Consider the following 15,559-nt stretch of genomic DNA (forward strand, 5'->3'; position numbering starts at 1 on the left):
GTCGGGTCGGGTCGGGGAAGCCGAACGGACGCTGGGACTCACGCCGTCCGTCACGCCGTGACACACCGAGTGACGGAGACAAGATCCGCAGAATCACGCGGACTTTCAGCGCGGTCTTCGCTGGCGAAGTTATCCACAGGCAATACCTCGTCGCATCGACTACGTCACGCCTCGCGACCGCGACGCGTGACCCGGAAGTGACCACCTGCGTGACTCACGCCGTCCGTCACGCCGTGACCGACCATGGCTAGGCCGCCCCTCGAGCTTGAGACCTGGGGCAAGATCAGGCGCACCACGGCCGCGGGACAGCCCGCAGCCGTCTGTCGCTATCGCGACAGCGACGGAGTGACGCGCATCATGCAGCGGTCCGGACGCACGCCCGCTGAAGCAGAGCGCAACCTCGTCAAGGCGCTCAAGAAGCGACTTGCGCCATCGGCTGATGACCTCACGGGTAACAGCACCGTTCGGGCGGCGGCTGGCAAATGGTTCGCTGAACCGGAGCGCGACGACCTCGCCGTTGCCACGCGCGACCGTTACCGACGCGTGCTGGACACCATCATCGGGAAGGGATTCGGCGACGTTCGACTGGCGGAAGCCACCGTCCCGCGCGTCGACCGCTTCTTGAAGCGCGTCACCGCGGAGAACGGCCCGGGCACAGCCAAGACCACCCGCACGCTTCTGCAGCACGTGTTCGCCCTCGCTGTTCGCCACGGTGCGATGCGCTCGAACCCGGTGCGCGACGCCGGAAGAATCGTCCAGGCCAAGAAGCCGGTCACCGCTCCAAGCGTCGCAGACGTGCGTGCGATGCGGTGGATCATGTGGGCGTACGACATCACGCCCGACAAGCGAGGTGCGACGCGCAGCGCTGACCTGGGCGACCTGTTCGACGTGTTCATCGGCACCGGGGCGCGCACTGCGGAAGTACTCGCGCTGAGATGGTCCGACGTCGACTTGGAGAGCTCGCCCGCAACCGTCAGCATCAGGGGGACGGTGATCATCGGCGACGACGGCAAAGTCACGGTCCAACCGCACCCCAAGTCCGACTCGTCACGTCGGACGCTCAAGCTCCCCGCGTTCGCTACCGACGTGCTGACTCGGCGCCGGATCGAGTCTTACTGCGACTGGGTGTTCCCTTCCGCGACCGGTACGCTGCGCTGGCCCCACAACCTCGGTCGGAACTGGCGGGAGGCGCTGGCGGGAACCCCATACGCCGGGCTGTCCCCGCGCGCGCTCAGGAAGGCCGTGGCGACGCTGCTGCGCGACGTGATGGGTGTCGAGGTCGCGCAGGGTCAGCTCGGGCACGCGTCGCCCGCCGTCACGCGGAAGCACTACATCCAGCCGCTTCACTCAGGACCCGATGCGACCTCAGCGCTGTCCGCTTGGGTCCAAAACGATGAGTAAGCGATGGATACCGCGAATGAGTCCGTTCTCGTGCGGCGGTTTTAAGAAGTAAATTCCTGGTCAAACTATAAATCGAAGTGCCCCCGGTCAGACTCGAACTGACACTGAAGCGATTTTAAGTCGCCTGCCTCTGCCATTGGGCTACGGGGGCCGCCTCCCGAGCCTAACGATCGTCGGGGCGGATGGTGTTGACGGGAAGGCAATAGGGTGGGGGAGTGCTCGAGCTCATCGCCGACCGGGTCCCCCTGACACCGCCCGTCCGCACCGCCGGGCTGCCCTGGCGGCATCCCGAACGCTGGTGGCCCCGGTTGACGGAGGCGACGGCGAGCCTGCCCGCGCCCGTCGCGGTGATCGACCGCGACGCGCTCCGCTTCAACGCGCTCGACATGCCGGTGCGCGCCGGCGGTCTGCCGATCCGGATCGCCACGAAGTCCGTGCGCGTGCGTGCGGTCATCGACGCGGTGCTGCGCCTGCCGGGCTATCGGGGGCTCCTCGCTTTCACGCTCGCGGAGGCCCTGTGGCTCGCCGAGGACCACGACGACATCGTGCTCGCCTATCCGACCGCGGACCGCGTTGCGCTGGAACGGCTGCTGCGCGACGACCGCGCGGCCTCGCGCATCACGCTGATGGTCGACGACGAGGAGCAGCTCGACCTCATCGACAGTGTCGCAGGCCCCGGCCGTCGCCCGGAGGTGCGGGTCTGCATCGACGCCGACGCCTCGTGGCGCGCGCCCGGCCTCGGGCACATCGGCGTCTTCCGTTCCCCGCTGCACGAGGTGGACGAGGTGGCCCGGTTCGCGCGGCGCGTCGCCGAACGGGATGGCTTCCGTCTGGTCGGGCTGCAGATGTACGAAGCGCAGATCGCCGGACAGGGCGACGCGACCGGCAGCGGTGACGGGTTGATCCGGGCGGTGCAGGCGCGCTCGCGCGTCGAGCTGAGGGCGCGCCGGGCGAGGATCGTCGCCGCGGTCCGTGCCCTCGTCCCGCTCGAGTTCGTCACCGGAGGGGGCACCGGGTCGTTGGAGTACACCGGGGCGGATCCTTCGCTCACCGAGATCACGGCGGGAAGCGGGCTGCTCGCGGGACACCTGTTCGACGGCTATCAGGCCTTCGATCCCGCACCCGCCGCCGCCTTCGCCTTCGACGTCGTGCGGCGTCCTGCTCCCGACATCGCGACGATCCTGGGGGGCGGGTGGATCGCCTCCGGTCCGCCGGTCGCCTCGCGTCAACCGCTCCCGGTGTGGCCCCGCGGGCTGCGCACCGCACCGCGGGAGGCTGCAGGCGAGGTGCAGACGCCGCTGCGGGGAGAGGGCGCGCGCGCCCTCCGGATCGGCGACCGGGTGTGGCTGCGTCTCGCGAAGAGCGGCGAGCCGGCGGAGCGCATCCTGAGCTACCACGTCGTCGACGGCGAGCGCGTCATCGACGAGCTGCCCACGTATCGCGGAGAGGGAAAGGCGTTCCTGTGACTCGACCCGGGGGAACCTGGCAGAACTGGGGCCGTTCGGCGTCGATCCGGCCGCTGCGGGTGGAGCGCCCGCGGACGCCGGAAGGCGTCCAGCGTGCGGTGCAGGCCGCCACGCGACACGGCCTGCGCGTCAAGGCGGTCGGTGCCGGCCACAGCTTCACCGGCATCGCCGTCGCTCCCGACGTGCTGCTCGAACTCGACGACCTCCAGGGTCTCGTCCGCGTCGACGAGGAGCGGCGGCGCGTGACATTGCTCGCCGGCACGCGCCTGCACCGGATCCCCGGCCTGCTCGCTCCTTTCGGGCTCGCGATGGAGAACCTCGGCGACATCGACCGGCAGTCCCTCGCGGGCGCGATCTCGACGGGCACCCACGGAACGGGCGCCCGTTTCGGCGGCATCGCGGCGCAGGTGGTCGGTGCCACGATGGTGACCGCGTCGGGAGATTTCCTCGAGGTGGACGACCTCCGCAACCCCGAGATGCTGCCCGCCGTCGCGCTCGGTCTCGGCGCCCTCGGGATCCTCGTCGAGGTGACCCTGCAGTGCGTGCCCGCCTTCGTGATGCACGCGGTCGACGCGCCGGCCTCTCTCGACGAGGTGCTGGAGAGCCTGCCCGAGCGAGTCGCTTGCGCCGACCATTTCGAGTTCTACTGGTTCCCGCACACCGATGTCGCCCTGACCAAGACCACCGAGCGCCTTCCCGAGTCTGCGGTGCGCCATCCGCTGCCCGCCGTCGGCCGGTGGATCGATGAGACGTTGCTCTCGAACGGCGTCTACCGGCTCGTGTGCGCGGCGGGAACCGCGGTTCCCGCGATCACTCCGGCGTTCAACCGCCTCGCGGTCAGGCTCACGGGCGACCGCGAGTACACCGACCTCTCGCACCGTGTGCTCACGCAGAGCCGCACGGTGCGCTTCCGCGAGATGGAGTACGCGCTCCCGCAGGACCAGGCCGTCGAGGCGTTCCGCGAGATCCAGGAGCTCGTCCGCGCGCGGGGCTGGCGGATCGAGTTCCCGATCGAGGTGCGATTCGCGGCTTCCGACGATCGCTGGCTGTCGACGGCATACGAGCGGCCGTCCTCCTACATCGCCGTGCATCGCTATTGGCGGCATGATCCGCGGGAGTACTTCGACGCCGTCGAGCAGATCTGTGTGGCGCGCGGGGGAAGGCCGCACTGGGGGAAGCTGCACACCCTCGCCGCCGACGACCTGCGTGCACGCTATCCGCGCTTCGACGACTTCGTCGCGCTGCGCGATCGGCTCGATCCCGACCGCCGGTTCGGCAACCGCTACCTGGAACGCGTGCTCGGCGTCTGACCGCCGGCGACGACGCCCGGCGTTCGTGCAGCGTCCGGGGATAGGATGAGCGAAACCGGGTTCTGGTAGGGGGGTCGTCGTCCGTGGATGTTCTTGTTCCTGTGCTCGTCGTCGTGGGCGTCATCGTCGTGCTCATCGTCGTCGTCGGCATCTATCTGTGGGCCACGTACAACTCGCTCGTGCAACTGGGCGTCCGGGTGGACGAGGCGTGGAGCGACATCACGGTGCAGCTGAAGCGCCGTGCCGACCTCATCCCCAATCTCATCGACACCGTCAAGGGGTACGCGGCGCACGAGAAGGCCGTGTTCGAGAACGTGACCCGTGCGCGCGCGGAGACGCTCTCCGCGTCCAGCCCGGGTGAGGCGGGCGCGGCCGAAGGGCACCTGCAGCAGGCGCTGAAGAGCCTGTTCGCGGTCGCCGAGGCGTACCCGCAGCTGCAAGCGAGTCAGAACTTCCTGCAGTTGCAGTCGGCGCTCGTGGACACCGAGGACAAGATCCAGGCCTCGCGCCGGTTCTACAACGGCGGCGTCCGAGAGCTGAACACCAAGATCAAGGTGTTCCCGAACAACCTGTTCGCCCGCAACCTCGGCTTCACCGAGCGCGAGTTCTTCGAGGTCGTCGACGGCGCGACCATCGCCGAGCCCCCGCGCGTCCAGTTCTGACGCGCGCAGGTCAGTCGATCGCGCGAAGCCGCTCTGTTCGTCCCACGTCGTGCCGGTGCACCCGCTCGGGGTGCGCGTGCAGCGCGTCCGCCAGGGCGTCGGCGGCATCGCCCCATCCGGAGACGGACACGCGCTCCAGGCCCTGCCAGCCGGCGGCGACGCGGAGCTCTTCTGCGATCCTTTCCGCGTCCGCCGCGGGACGCGCCTGCGGCTCCCACCACGCGGACTGGACGAGCAGCGTGCGCGCGGAACGATCGGCCTTGAGGTCGACCCGCGCCGCGATCCGATCGTCGACGAGGACCGGGAGCGAGTAGTACCCGTACCGGCGCTGCGCCGCGGGGGTGTAGATCTCGATCCGGTAGTCGAGCGAGAACGCGCGCAGCGCGCGATCGCGGAACCACACGACGGGGTCGAACGGGCTCAGGACCGCGGTGGTGCGGACGCGGCGGGCGAGCACCGCATCCTCGTGCCGCCAGGCCGGGATCGGGCGTCCTGATCGCTCCCATCCCCGCACGCGGACGGCGACGAGGGTACCGGCTTGCTCCAGGTCCCGGATCGCGGCGAGCACCGCGGAGCGATCCTTGATCCGGTAGTAGTCGGCGATGTCCGCCGCCGTCGCGACGCCCTGCGCGCGCGCCGCGCGGTGCACGAGCACGGCGATCGCATCCGCCCTCGGCAGATCGCGACCGAGCAGATCGGCGGGCACGACGTGCTCGGCGAGGGCGTAGCGGCGTTCGAACCCGTCGCGGCCGGCGATCGCGACCTCGCCGATCCGCCACAGGTACTCGAGAGCGTGCTTGACCTCGTCCCATTCCCACCATCCGCCGCGCCCGCCGGGGCCGTCGCCGCGGAGGTCCGCAGGACGCGAAGGGCCCCGATCGGCCAGCTCGGCGCGCACCCGGTCCAGCGCCCGTGCTGAGGACGTGCGCCCCCAGAACTCGCCGCGTCGATCGCGGAAGGCCGTCCGACGGAACCCCCAGAGCGGCCAGTCCTCGACGGGGAGGAAAGTGGCCTCGTGGGCGAGGTATTCGGTGTAGCGGCCCGTGCGCGCCGCCGTGGGGCGCCCGAGCATCGCGCGATCGAGCACCGCGGGGTCGTACGCGCCGAGGCGGGAGAACAACGGCAGGTAGTGCGATCGCGCGAACACGTTGACGGAGTCGATCTGCAGCACCCCCATGCGCGCCATCGCCGCGTGCAGATGGCGCACGGCGGGGGTCGCGGGGCGTCGTCGGGAGAAGCCCTGCGCGGCGAGCGCCATGCGCCGGGCCTCTCCGGCGCTCAGCGACTCGGCGGCCACGAACGGAGCACGGTTCTGGATCACGTCGGTCAGCGTAACGGGGACCTCCGACGCACGGGCGGGAGTGCGCCCGAACCGCCTCTAGACTGGGCCGATGAGTGATGAGACACCTCGCCTGCGCGATCTCATCCGCCAGCGCTCGGTCACCGGACGCGTGGACGTCACCGGGGAGGTGGAGAGATCGCTGCCCCTGGGGCTGCGGGTCGCGTCGGCCTACTCCTGGCGCTTCCTCGTCATCGCCGGCTCGATCGGCGTCCTCATCTGGCTCGTGATCCAGTTCAAGATCCTGGTCATCCCCCTCCTCGTCGCGATCTTGCTCACCGCGCTGCTCTGGCCCGCGGTGAACGCGCTGCTGCGGGCGCACCTGCCCCGGTGGCTGGCGATCGTGCTGACCCTTCTCGGCACCGCGATCGTCGTCGGCGGGCTTCTCTGGTTGGCGGTCTGGCAGATCACGCAGCAGTGGTCCGACGTCCAGACCCGGACGGTCGCCGCCGTCGATCAACTGCGCCAGTTCCTCATCCAGGGCCCGCTCCACCTCACCTCCGCGCAGATCGACGATTTCCTGAAACAGGCGCTGACCTTCCTCTCGGAGCAGGGCGAGGCCCTCAAGACCGGCGCGATCGCGGTCGGCACGACCTTCGGTCACGTCGCGACCGGAGCCGTCCTGACGCTGTTCATCCTGCTCTGCCTGCTCGCCGACGGCGGCGGCATCTGGCGCTGGACCGTACGGCTGTTCCCGAAGAACGCCCGGCACGGCGTCGACGTCGCCGCCCGCAACGGCTGGGCGACGGTCATCAACTACGCGCGCACGCAGCTGCTCGTCGCGTTCATCGACGCGGTCGGCATCGGGCTCGGCGCCTTCCTGCTCGGGGTGCCGCTCGCCGTGCCGATCGCCGTCCTCGTCTTCCTCGGGGCGTTCATCCCGCTGGTCGGCGCGGTCGTCACGGGCGTCCTCGCCGTCTTCCTCGCGCTCGTCTACAACGGGCCGTGGATCGCCCTGTGGATGCTCGTCGTCGTCCTCGCGGTCCAGCAGATCGAGGGCCACATCCTGCAGCCGATCCTCATGGGCTCGGCGGTCAAGGTGCACCCGCTCGCGGTCGTCCTCGTGGTGGCGGGCGGCGCCCTGATCGCGGGCATCCCCGGGGCCCTCTTCGCGGTCCCTCTCGCCGCCTTCGTGAACGTGGCCGTGAGCACCCTCGTCTCCGGCGTCGATCCCGACGGCGACTACATCTGGCGGACCGTGCCGCGGGCACGGAGAAGGAGCACGCGATGACGAACGAGACGATCCCGACCCTCGACGAGATCCAGCAGGCCGCGGCCGGCCTCGACGGCGTCATCGTGCGCACCCCGGCCCTGCCCTCGCTCGCGCTCGGCAAGGTGCTCGGATCGCCCGTGGTGCTGAAGATGGAGAACCTGCAGCGCACCGGCTCGTTCAAGATCCGCGGCGCCGTGCACCGCCTCTCCAAGCTCACCGCGGAGGAGCGCGAGCGGGGCGTCGTCGCCGCCTCGGCCGGCAACCATGCGCAGGGCGTCGCGCTCGCCGCACAGGCGCTCGGGATCCGCGCCACGATCTTCATGCCGATGGGCGTGCCCGTGCCGAAGCTGCTCGCCACCCGCGGGTACGGCGCCGACGTGGTCCTGGAAGGCGAGACCGTGGCGACCTCCCTGCGGCTCGCCGCCAAGTTCGCGGAGAGCACCGGCGCCGTGCTGATCCCGCCGTTCGACCACCGCGACATCGTCACCGGTCAGGCCACGCTCGGGCTCGAGCTCGTCGAGGACGTTCCCGACGTCGACACGGTGGTGCTCGGGATCGGCGGCGGCGGCCTCATCGCCGGGGTCGCAGCCGCGGTCAAGGCCAGCGCCGCCGCGGCGGGACGCACGGTCCGGGTGATCGGCGTGCAGGCGGAGAACGCCGCGGCGATGGGTCCTTCGCTCGATGCGGGGGAGCCCGTCGAGATCACCACCCACCCGACGATCGCCGACGGCATCCTCGTCGCGAAGCCGGGCGCGGTCCCGTTCGCCATGATCCAGGAGCTCGTCGACGAGGTCGTCACGGTGAGCGACGACGACATCGCCCGCGCGCTCCTGCTGCTCCTGGAGCAGTCGAAGGTCGTCGTCGAACCGGCCGGCGCCGTCGGCGTCGCTGCGATCCTCGCCGGAAAGGTGCGGGCGAGCGGCACGACGCTCGCCGTCCTCTCCGGCGGCAACATCGATCCGCTCCTGCTGCAGCGCGTTGTCTCGCACGGTCTCGCCGCGTCGGGACGCTATCTCACCCTCCGCATCCCGCTGCCCGACCGGCCCGGTCAGCTCGCGCAGGTGTCGGAGCTCATCGCGCACGCGGGCGCCAATGTCATCGAGGCGATGCACACGCGGCACGGCCACGGACTGCAGATCAACGACGTGATCCTGGAGCTCAGCGTCGAGACCCGGGGGCCGGAGCACTCCGAGCTCACGCTCGACACGCTGCGGGCGGCGGGCTTCGAGCCGATCGTCGTGCAGGACTGAGAGCGCATGCGGAGAGCCCGCCACCCCTCGGGGCGGCGGGCTCTTGACAGCGCCGTGATCAGCCGGCGAACGTCTCGACCTTGAGGATCTCGACCTCGATCGAGCGGCCGTTGGGAGCCTCGTAGGAGGTCTTGTCCCCGATCTTGAGCCCCTGGATCGCGGAGCCGAGGGGGCTGGCCTCGCTGTAGACGTCGAGGTCGGTGCCTCCGGCGATCTCGCGGCTGCCGAGCAGGAAGACCTCCTCGCCGCCGGCCACGGTCGCGGTGACGACCGTGCCCGGTTCGACGATGCCACGGCTCGCGGGCGCCTCGCCGACCTTGGCGGACTTCAGCAGCTCTTCGAGGGTGCGGATGCGGGCCTCCATCTTGCCCTGCTCGTCCTTGGCCGCGTGATAGCCGCCGTTCTCCTTGAGGTCGCCTTCCTCGCGGGCCACCTCGATGCGCTTGGCGATCTCTTCACGGCCGGTGGTCGAGAGGTGCTCCAGCTCTGCGACGAGGCGGTCGTACGCCTCCTGCGTGAGGAAGGGGACCTGGGCGTCGTTCGACACGGCGACTCCTTGCATTCGGATCCGGACGGATGCGCCCGGATATGCCAAGACGCCCCGGCACCTGCCGGGGCGTCGATCAACAGGATGAGCCTAGGACACCCAGCAGGAGTTCACCAAACCCGTCGTCGCCTCGCCGACCACGGGGATCCGCTCCGTGAAGGCCCTCGCGCGCTGCGTCGAGGCCGGCAGCGTGATCACCTTCCACCCGACGATCCCGAACTCCTCGTCCTGGGCCTCCAGGATGCAGTGCACGGGGCGCTGGGTGGGCGCGCTGATCTGGAACGACACCGTCACGGTGTGCGGATCCGTGAGCTGGAAGCCCCGCCCGGTGACGTCCACGGCATCGGCGGAGCCCTGATACGTCCAGAAGCCGAACAGCGCGACCACGGCGACCGCGACCGCGACGCCGATGACGATCGGCAGCCGACGGCGCGGCCCGCGGCCGTAGCGCTCGTCCAGCTGTGAGGGCGTCGTCACGAGGTCATGCTTCCGATCGTTAGGCTTGTCCTTCCAGGTTATCCCGTGGCAGGCGGCCCGCCGTCCGCCCGGATCCCGAAAGGCGCACTGATGATCGAGGCGATCCTCGCGGCCGCAGCCGCGACCCCCACGCCGACCCCCACGGTCGACCCGAACCTCGTCACTCCCGGGCCGGTGGGCTTCGTGATCGTCGCCGTCATCGTCGTGCTCGCGGCGGTGCTCATCTGGGACATGCAGCGCCGCATCCGTCGCGTGCGCTACCGCGAGGAGGTGCGTGCCGAGCTCGACGCGGAGGAGGCCGCGGCCCGCGGCGACGGGCCTGCAGAGGATCCGAAGGGCTGACTCAGCCGGGGAAGCCCAGGGAGGGCCGCAGCGGCGCGAGCGAGATGAGCAGGCACGCCGTCCAGTGGCAGAGGAACGCGAGCACGGTGCACACGTGGAAGATCTCGTGGAACCCGAACCTCCCGGGCCACGGGTTCGGCTTCTTCAGGGCGTAGACCACCGCTCCGGCGCTGTAGAGCACACCGCCCACGCACACGAGCACCATCATCGCGACGTTCGCCTGGACGAGATCGACGATGTACATGATCGCCGCCCAGCCGAGCAGCAGGTACAGCGCGACGTAGAGCCAGCGCGGCGCATGGATCCAGAACACCCGGAACAGGATCCCGAGGATCGCGCCGGACCACACGAGCGTCAGGAGCAGCACACCCTTGCTCGGCGGGAGCGCGAGCGTCGCGAGCGGCGTGTACGTGCCGGCGATGAGCAGCAGGATGTTCGCGTGGTCGATCCGCTTGAGCACGGCCTTGGTCTTCGGGCGCCAGTTGAACCGGTGATAGAGCGCGGAATTGCCGAAGAGCAGGATCGACGTGAGCATGAAGACCGCCGCGGCCCACTTCGCCGGGGCGCCCTGGGCGACCGCGATGAGGACGATGCCCGCGGCGATCGCGACGGGGAAGGTTCCCGCGTGGATCCAGCCGCGCCAGGTGGGTTTGATCTCGACCTGCGCGTCGACAGCGGCCGCCTCCAGGAGGGGCAGCTGGGGCACGTCGGGGGCGGCGGCGGTTCGGGTCGCACGGCTCATGGCCACACTCTAGGCACGGTCGCATTCCCCGAGCGGAACATATCCTGTGCGGATCCCCTGACATCGCTGCGTCGGGGCTTGCGCCGCGGATCTCTCCCGTGCGGGCGGGAGCGCGCGATAGCGTAGGGGAGTGAGTGCACGGTCCAAGCAGCCCGGGAGCGGTCCCCTCTACCGGCTGTACAGCCGACGGCTGCGCCGACGCCTGGATCGGGCGACCGTGCCGCACCACGTCGCCATGATGATCGACGGCAACCGGCGGTGGGCGCGTCAGCTCGGTTTCGCCACCGCGGCGCACGGTCATCGTGCGGGCGCCGCGAAGATGCGCGAGTTCCTCGGCTGGTGCGACGAGTTGGGCATCAAGGTCGTCTCGCTCTACCTGCTCTCGGCCGACAACCTGCGAAAGCGCGACTCCGCGGAACTGGCGGACCTCATCGAGATCATCGGCGAGCTCGCGGACGGGCTCTCGCGCGAGGGGGACTGGCGGGTGAAGCAGGTCGGTCGCCCCGACATCCTGCCGACGGAGCTGGCGCGCGTGCTCGCCGAAGCCGAGGAGCGCACCAAGGATCACACCGGTCTGCACGTCAACCTCGCGGTCGGCTATGGCGGACGCAACGAGATCGTCGACGCCGTCCGCTCGATCATCGCCCAGCACGAGGCCTCGGGAGGGACCCTGGAGGATCTCGCCGCGCACCTGACGCCGGAGATGATCGGCGAGCACCTCTACACGGGTGGACAACCGGATCCGGATCTCGTGATCCGCACGAGCGGCGAGCAGCGGCTCAGCGACTTCCTGCTCTGGCAGAGCGCGCACAGCGAGTTCTACTTCGTGGAGGCGCTCGGTCCCGATCTGCGCCAGGTCGACTTCCTGCGCGCGATCCGGGACTACGCCGACCGCGACCGCCGCTTCGGGCGGTGACCGTCGCGCCGCCCGCCTCGCGCCGCCGCCGGGCGCCGTCCTGCGCGTGTGAGACTGGTCGGATGAGCGTCTCCGATGACCGCCCCTCCGGATTCGACGCGGTGCCGGGATACCTGGACTGGGCGGCCTTCGGCCCGCTGTCCACCGCGGCGCGGGACGCCCTCGTGCGAGACGCCGACCTGCTCTCGACCGGGCGCGGTGCCGACATCGCCGCCGTGGCGGCGCGCGCGGAGCAGGCGCAGCAGGGACTCGGTGCGCTGCTCGACGCGGTTCCGGACGAGATCCCCCTGCACCCTTCGTCCACGCACGCGCTGCAGCAGGCGCTCGCCGGACTCGGCGGTACCGTCCTCGCGTCGGCGGCCGAGTTCCCGAGCGTCACGATCACCCTCGATCGGGCGGCGGAGGCAGCGGCGGGTTCGCTCGTCCCGCGGTGGATCTCCCCGCGCGGGGCACGGGTGACGCCGGACGCCGTCGCCGGAGCCCTGGACGAGACGGTGACCGCCCTCGTCGTGAGCCATGTCGACTTCCGCACCGGGTACCGGACGGACCTGGCCGCCCTGCGGGAAGTGCTCGGCCCGGATCGTCTCCTCATCGTCGACGCCGTGCAGTCCTTCGGGGTCGTGGACGAGGACTGGGCGGCCGCCGACGTCGTCGTCGGGCACGGATACAAGTGGATGCGCGCCGGCCGAGGGACGGGTTTCGCCCGCTTCACGGCGCGGGCCAGGGAACGGATCCGACCGGTGCTGAGCGGGCGGATCGGGACGTCCGCCGCGGGTCTGCCCACCGACGCGCTCCCGGATCCCGCGGCGTCCTCGCAGGCCTACGCCGTGAGCGCGCCCGACCCGCTCGCCGCGTCGCGCCTCGCGGCCGCGACGTCGGAGATCCGCGCCCTGGGCGTGCCCGCGGTGGCCGCGGCCCTCGGAGAAGCCGTCGATCGGGTGCTCGACATCGCCGATCGCCGTTCGATCGCGGTGTCGTCCCCGCGCGCCCGCCCCGAGCGGGCCGGCATCGTCGTCCTCGCGGTGGCTGACGCGGTGCGGTGCGGGGAAGCGCTCGCCGATGCGGGGCTGCGCGTGACGGTCCGTTCCGGCGCGGTGCGGGTCTCCCCGCACGCCTCGACGCCGTCCGAGACGTTCGCACGGCTCGCCGACGCGCTCGATCGGGCGGCAGAGTTCACGGGATCTTAACCGTCGCTTGGCGTGTCGGAGATGCGCGCACCGGTCCCGACGACGTAGCTTCATGGCATCGGGCACGGCGCCCGATCGAGTCGGCCTTCAGGATCACGGCTCGTGGCCCACGGTCGACTCGCTGAATACCGGGAGATCCCGGGTCGGGAGAGGGTCGTGGCCGCACCTAACGCAACGAAGAGCAGCACCCGCACCACCGCCGTTTCGGAGAGGGACATCGCGTCCTCCTCCTCTCAGGAGCTCAAGACGTACGTGCTCGACACGTCGGTCCTCCTGTCGGATCCGCGGGCGTTCTTCCGCTTCGCCGAGCATTCCATCGTGCTTCCGGTCGTCGTCATCGGCGAGCTCGAGAGCAAGCGCCACGATCCGGAGATCGGCTACTTCGCCCGGCAGGCGCTGCGGCATCTCGACGAGCTGCGCGTCGAGCACGGGCGTCTCGACTTCCCGGTCCCGATCGGCGACGGAGGCACGCTCCGCGTCGAGCTGAACAACACCGACCAGACGGTGCTGCCCTCCGGGATCCGCCTCGGCGACAACGACAGCCGCATCCTCGCGATCGCCATGCACCTCGCCGAGGACGGCCAGGACGTGACGGTCGTCTCGAAGGATCTCCCGATGCGTGTCAAGGCGGCCTCGCTGGGCATCAACGCCGAGGAGTACCTCGCGGAGCAGGCCGTCGACTCGGGATGGACGGGGATCGGCTCGATCTCGCTCTCCGGCGACGAGATGAGCGATCTGTACGAGAGCGAGGTGGGAACGAGCGAGCAGGCCCTCGGGCTGCCCGTCAACACCGGTCTGATCATCCACTCCGAGCGCGGTTCCGCTCTCGGCCGGATCACCGGCGACGGCGAGTACGCGCTTGTCCGCGGCGACCGCGAGGTGTTCGGGCTGCACGGACGCTCGGCCGAGCAGCGGATCGCGATCGACCTCCTGCTGGATCCGGAGGTCGGCATCGTCTCCCTCGGCGGGCGCGCCGGCACCGGCAAGTCCGCCCTCGCGCTGTGCGCAGGACTCGAGGCCGTACTCGAACGGCAGCAGCAGAAGAAGATCATCGTCTTCCGCCCGCTCTTCGCGGTCGGCGGGCAGGAGCTCGGCTACCTCCCCGGGGATAAGGACGAGAAGATGAACCCCTGGGGTCAGGCGGTCTTCGACACGCTCGGATCGGTCGTCTCGGGCAACGTGCTCGAGGAGGTCGTGGCGCGGGGACTGCTGGAGGTGCTCCCGCTCACGCACATCCGAGGGCGTTCCCTGCACGACTCGTTCGTGATCGTCGACGAGGCGCAATCGCTCGAACGCAACGTGCTGCTGACGGTCCTGAGCCGTATGGGGCAGAACTCGCGGGTCATCCTCACGCATGACGTGGGTCAGCGCGACAACCTCCGCGTCGGACGCCACGACGGCGTCGCGAGCGTGATCGAGACCCTCAAGGGGCACGACCTGTTCGGGCACGTCACCCTGCAGCGCTCGGAGCGCTCGGCGATCGCCGCCCTGGTCACCGAGCTCCTGGAGGGCGGAGAGCTCAGCTGAGCCCCGGCGCCGTTTCCCTCCTCTGAACGGCTTTCCCTCCCTGCAGCGACGTCCGCGAGGGGAGGGAAAGGCTCGCAGGGGAGGGAAACGCGCGCAGGGGATGCCGAACGACGGATGCCGCGGTCCCGGGTGGGGCCGCGGCATCCGCGTGAGTGGATCCGGGTCAGCCGGCGTGCGTCATCGAGAGCAGGTCGAGCTTGGCGTCGAGCTCGTCGAGGGAGATCTCACCGCGCTCCACGTAGCCGAGGTCGATCACGGCGTCGCGGACGGTGATGCCCTGGGCGACCGCGTGCTTCGCGATCTTCGCCGCGGCCTCGTAGCCGATCACCTTGTTCAGCGGGGTCACGATCGACGGGCTCATGCCGGCGAACGCCGCAGCCCGCTCCTCGTTCGCGACGAGTCCGTCGACGGTCTTGTCCGCGAGCACGCGGACCGCATTGGAGAGCAGGCGGATCGACTCGAGCAGCGCGGTTCCCATGACCGGGATCGCGACGTTGAGCTCGAAGGACCCGGACGCTCCCGCCCACGCCACGGTCGCGTCGTTGCCGATCACGCGGGCGCAGACCATCAGCGTGGCCTCGGGGATGACCGGGTTGACCTTGCCCGGCATGATCGAGGAGCCGGGCTGCAGGTCGGGGATGTGCAGCTCGCCGAGACCCGTGTTGGGGCCGGATCCCATCCAGCGCAGGTCGTTGTTGATCTTGGTCAGCGAGACCGCGATCGTGCGCAGCGCACCGGACGCCTCGACGAGCCCGTCGCGGTTGGCCTGCGCCTCGAAGTGGTCCTTCGCCTCGGTGATCGGCAGGCCCGTCTCGGCGGCGAGCAGAGCGATGACCTTCTGCGGGAAGCCGAGCGGGGTGTTGATGCCGGTGCCGACCGCGGTGCCGCCGAGCGGGACCTCGGCCACGCGGGGGAGGGCCGCCTCGACGCGCTCGATGCCGAGGCGGATCTGACGGGCGTAGCCACCGAACTCCTGCCCCAGGGTCACGGGCGTGGCATCCATGAGGTGGGTGCGCCCCGACTTGACGACGCCCTTCCACAGCTCGGCCTTCGCCTCGAAGGCCACGGCGAGGTGGTCGAGCGCGGGGATGAGCGTGTCGATGAGCGCCTTCGTCACGGCGATGTGCACCGAGGTGGGGAAGACGTCGTTCGAGGACTGCGACGCGTTGACGTGGTCGTT

At 70.3% G+C, this 15,559-nt stretch carries 15 protein-coding genes and 1 tRNA gene; 10 read left to right on the plus strand and 6 right to left on the minus strand.

What is annotated here, in order from left to right:
• Nucleotides 1-345: 345 nt before the first annotated feature.
• Nucleotides 346-1,401, plus strand: coding sequence for a site-specific integrase (locus tag Q0P88_RS13280; protein WP_295014846.1), 1,056 nt, complete (start codon nucleotides 346-348; stop codon nucleotides 1,399-1,401).
• 78 nt (nucleotides 1,402-1,479) lie between these two features.
• On the opposite strand, the gene Q0P88_RS13285 is transcribed toward Q0P88_RS13280, so the two are convergent.
• Nucleotides 1,480-1,552 (minus strand) — tRNA-Leu (locus Q0P88_RS13285).
• A gap of 121 nt (nucleotides 1,553-1,673) precedes the next feature.
• Between Q0P88_RS13285 and Q0P88_RS13290 the strand changes: the two genes are divergently transcribed.
• The 3 genes from Q0P88_RS13290 to Q0P88_RS13300 all read left to right on the plus strand — a co-directional run bounded on the left by Q0P88_RS13290 (nucleotide 1,674) and on the right by Q0P88_RS13300 (nucleotide 4,839).
• On the plus strand, nucleotides 1,674-2,867 hold the full coding sequence (locus Q0P88_RS13290; RefSeq protein WP_295014859.1) for an alanine racemase: 1,194 nt from the start codon (nucleotides 1,674-1,676) through the stop codon (nucleotides 2,865-2,867).
• Nucleotides 2,864-4,177 (plus strand): D-arabinono-1,4-lactone oxidase, encoded by a 1,314-nt coding sequence (locus tag Q0P88_RS13295; protein ID WP_295014847.1) that lies wholly within the window; start codon nucleotides 2,864-2,866, stop codon nucleotides 4,175-4,177. Before Q0P88_RS13290 ends, Q0P88_RS13295 begins: the two co-directional genes overlap by 4 nt.
• An 83-nt stretch (nucleotides 4,178-4,260) precedes the next feature.
• On the plus strand, nucleotides 4,261-4,839 hold the full coding sequence (locus tag Q0P88_RS13300; RefSeq protein ID WP_295014848.1) for a LemA family protein: 579 nt from the start codon (nucleotides 4,261-4,263) through the stop codon (nucleotides 4,837-4,839).
• Nucleotides 4,840-4,849: 10 nt separating this feature from the next.
• Here Q0P88_RS13300 and Q0P88_RS13305 read toward each other — a convergent pair whose 3' ends face one another.
• Nucleotides 4,850-6,160 carry a winged helix-turn-helix domain-containing protein gene (locus Q0P88_RS13305; RefSeq protein ID WP_295014849.1) on the minus strand — a complete coding sequence of 437 codons (1,311 nt, stop codon included), beginning with the start codon at nucleotides 6,158-6,160 and terminating at the stop codon, nucleotides 4,850-4,852.
• Nucleotides 6,161-6,230: 70 nt separating this feature from the next.
• Here Q0P88_RS13305 and Q0P88_RS13310 point away from each other — a divergent pair, with 70 nt between their 5' ends.
• Entirely contained in the window at nucleotides 6,231-7,409 is a 1,179-nt protein-coding gene (locus Q0P88_RS13310; RefSeq protein WP_295014850.1) for an AI-2E family transporter, read from the plus strand.
• On the plus strand, nucleotides 7,406-8,641 hold the full coding sequence (gene ilvA / locus Q0P88_RS13315; RefSeq protein WP_295014851.1) for a threonine ammonia-lyase: 1,236 nt from the start codon (nucleotides 7,406-7,408) through the stop codon (nucleotides 8,639-8,641). Before Q0P88_RS13310 ends, ilvA begins: the two co-directional genes overlap by 4 nt.
• Before the next feature lie 58 nt (nucleotides 8,642-8,699).
• Here ilvA and greA read toward each other — a convergent pair whose 3' ends face one another.
• Both greA and Q0P88_RS13325 read right to left on the minus strand, forming a co-directional pair.
• Nucleotides 8,700-9,188: a transcription elongation factor GreA gene (gene greA, locus Q0P88_RS13320; protein ID WP_295014852.1), complete on the minus strand. Its 489-nt coding sequence runs from the start codon at nucleotides 9,186-9,188 to the stop codon at nucleotides 8,700-8,702.
• 90 nt (nucleotides 9,189-9,278) lie between these two features.
• The gene (locus tag Q0P88_RS13325; protein ID WP_295014853.1) at nucleotides 9,279-9,665 is read right to left on the minus strand and encodes a DUF4307 domain-containing protein; all 387 of its coding nucleotides are present in this window, start codon (nucleotides 9,663-9,665) and stop codon (nucleotides 9,279-9,281) included.
• 90 nt (nucleotides 9,666-9,755) lie between these two features.
• Here Q0P88_RS13325 and Q0P88_RS13330 point away from each other — a divergent pair, with 90 nt between their 5' ends.
• Entirely contained in the window at nucleotides 9,756-10,007 is a 252-nt protein-coding gene (locus tag Q0P88_RS13330) for a hypothetical protein (protein WP_295014854.1), read from the plus strand.
• Between the two features lies 1 nt (nucleotide 10,008).
• Here Q0P88_RS13330 and Q0P88_RS13335 read toward each other — a convergent pair whose 3' ends face one another.
• Nucleotides 10,009-10,749 (minus strand): hemolysin III family protein, encoded by a 741-nt coding sequence (locus Q0P88_RS13335; RefSeq protein WP_295014855.1) that lies wholly within the window; start codon nucleotides 10,747-10,749, stop codon nucleotides 10,009-10,011.
• 130 nt (nucleotides 10,750-10,879) lie between these two features.
• On the opposite strand from Q0P88_RS13335, the gene Q0P88_RS13340 reads away from it, so the two are divergent.
• From Q0P88_RS13340 to Q0P88_RS13350, 3 genes are all read left to right on the plus strand, one after another.
• A complete protein-coding gene (locus Q0P88_RS13340; protein ID WP_295014856.1) occupies nucleotides 10,880-11,665 on the plus strand; it encodes an isoprenyl transferase in 786 nt (261 codons plus the stop codon).
• Nucleotides 11,666-11,727: 62 nt separating this feature from the next.
• Nucleotides 11,728-12,852, plus strand: a complete 1,125-nt coding sequence (locus Q0P88_RS13345; protein ID WP_295014857.1) for an aminotransferase — start codon at nucleotides 11,728-11,730, stop codon at nucleotides 12,850-12,852.
• 216 nt (nucleotides 12,853-13,068) lie between these two features.
• A complete protein-coding gene (locus Q0P88_RS13350; protein ID WP_295014860.1) occupies nucleotides 13,069-14,379 on the plus strand; it encodes a PhoH family protein in 1,311 nt (436 codons plus the stop codon).
• Between the two features lie 163 nt (nucleotides 14,380-14,542).
• Here the strand turns inward: Q0P88_RS13350 and Q0P88_RS13355 are convergent.
• Nucleotides 14,543-15,559: class II fumarate hydratase (locus Q0P88_RS13355; RefSeq protein WP_295014858.1), on the minus strand; the 1,017-nt coding region annotated here is incomplete at its 5' end.

Origin of the sequence: uncultured Microbacterium sp., assembly GCF_945952435.1 — a bacterium.
Lineage (GTDB): Bacteria > Actinomycetota > Actinomycetes > Actinomycetales > Microbacteriaceae > Microbacterium.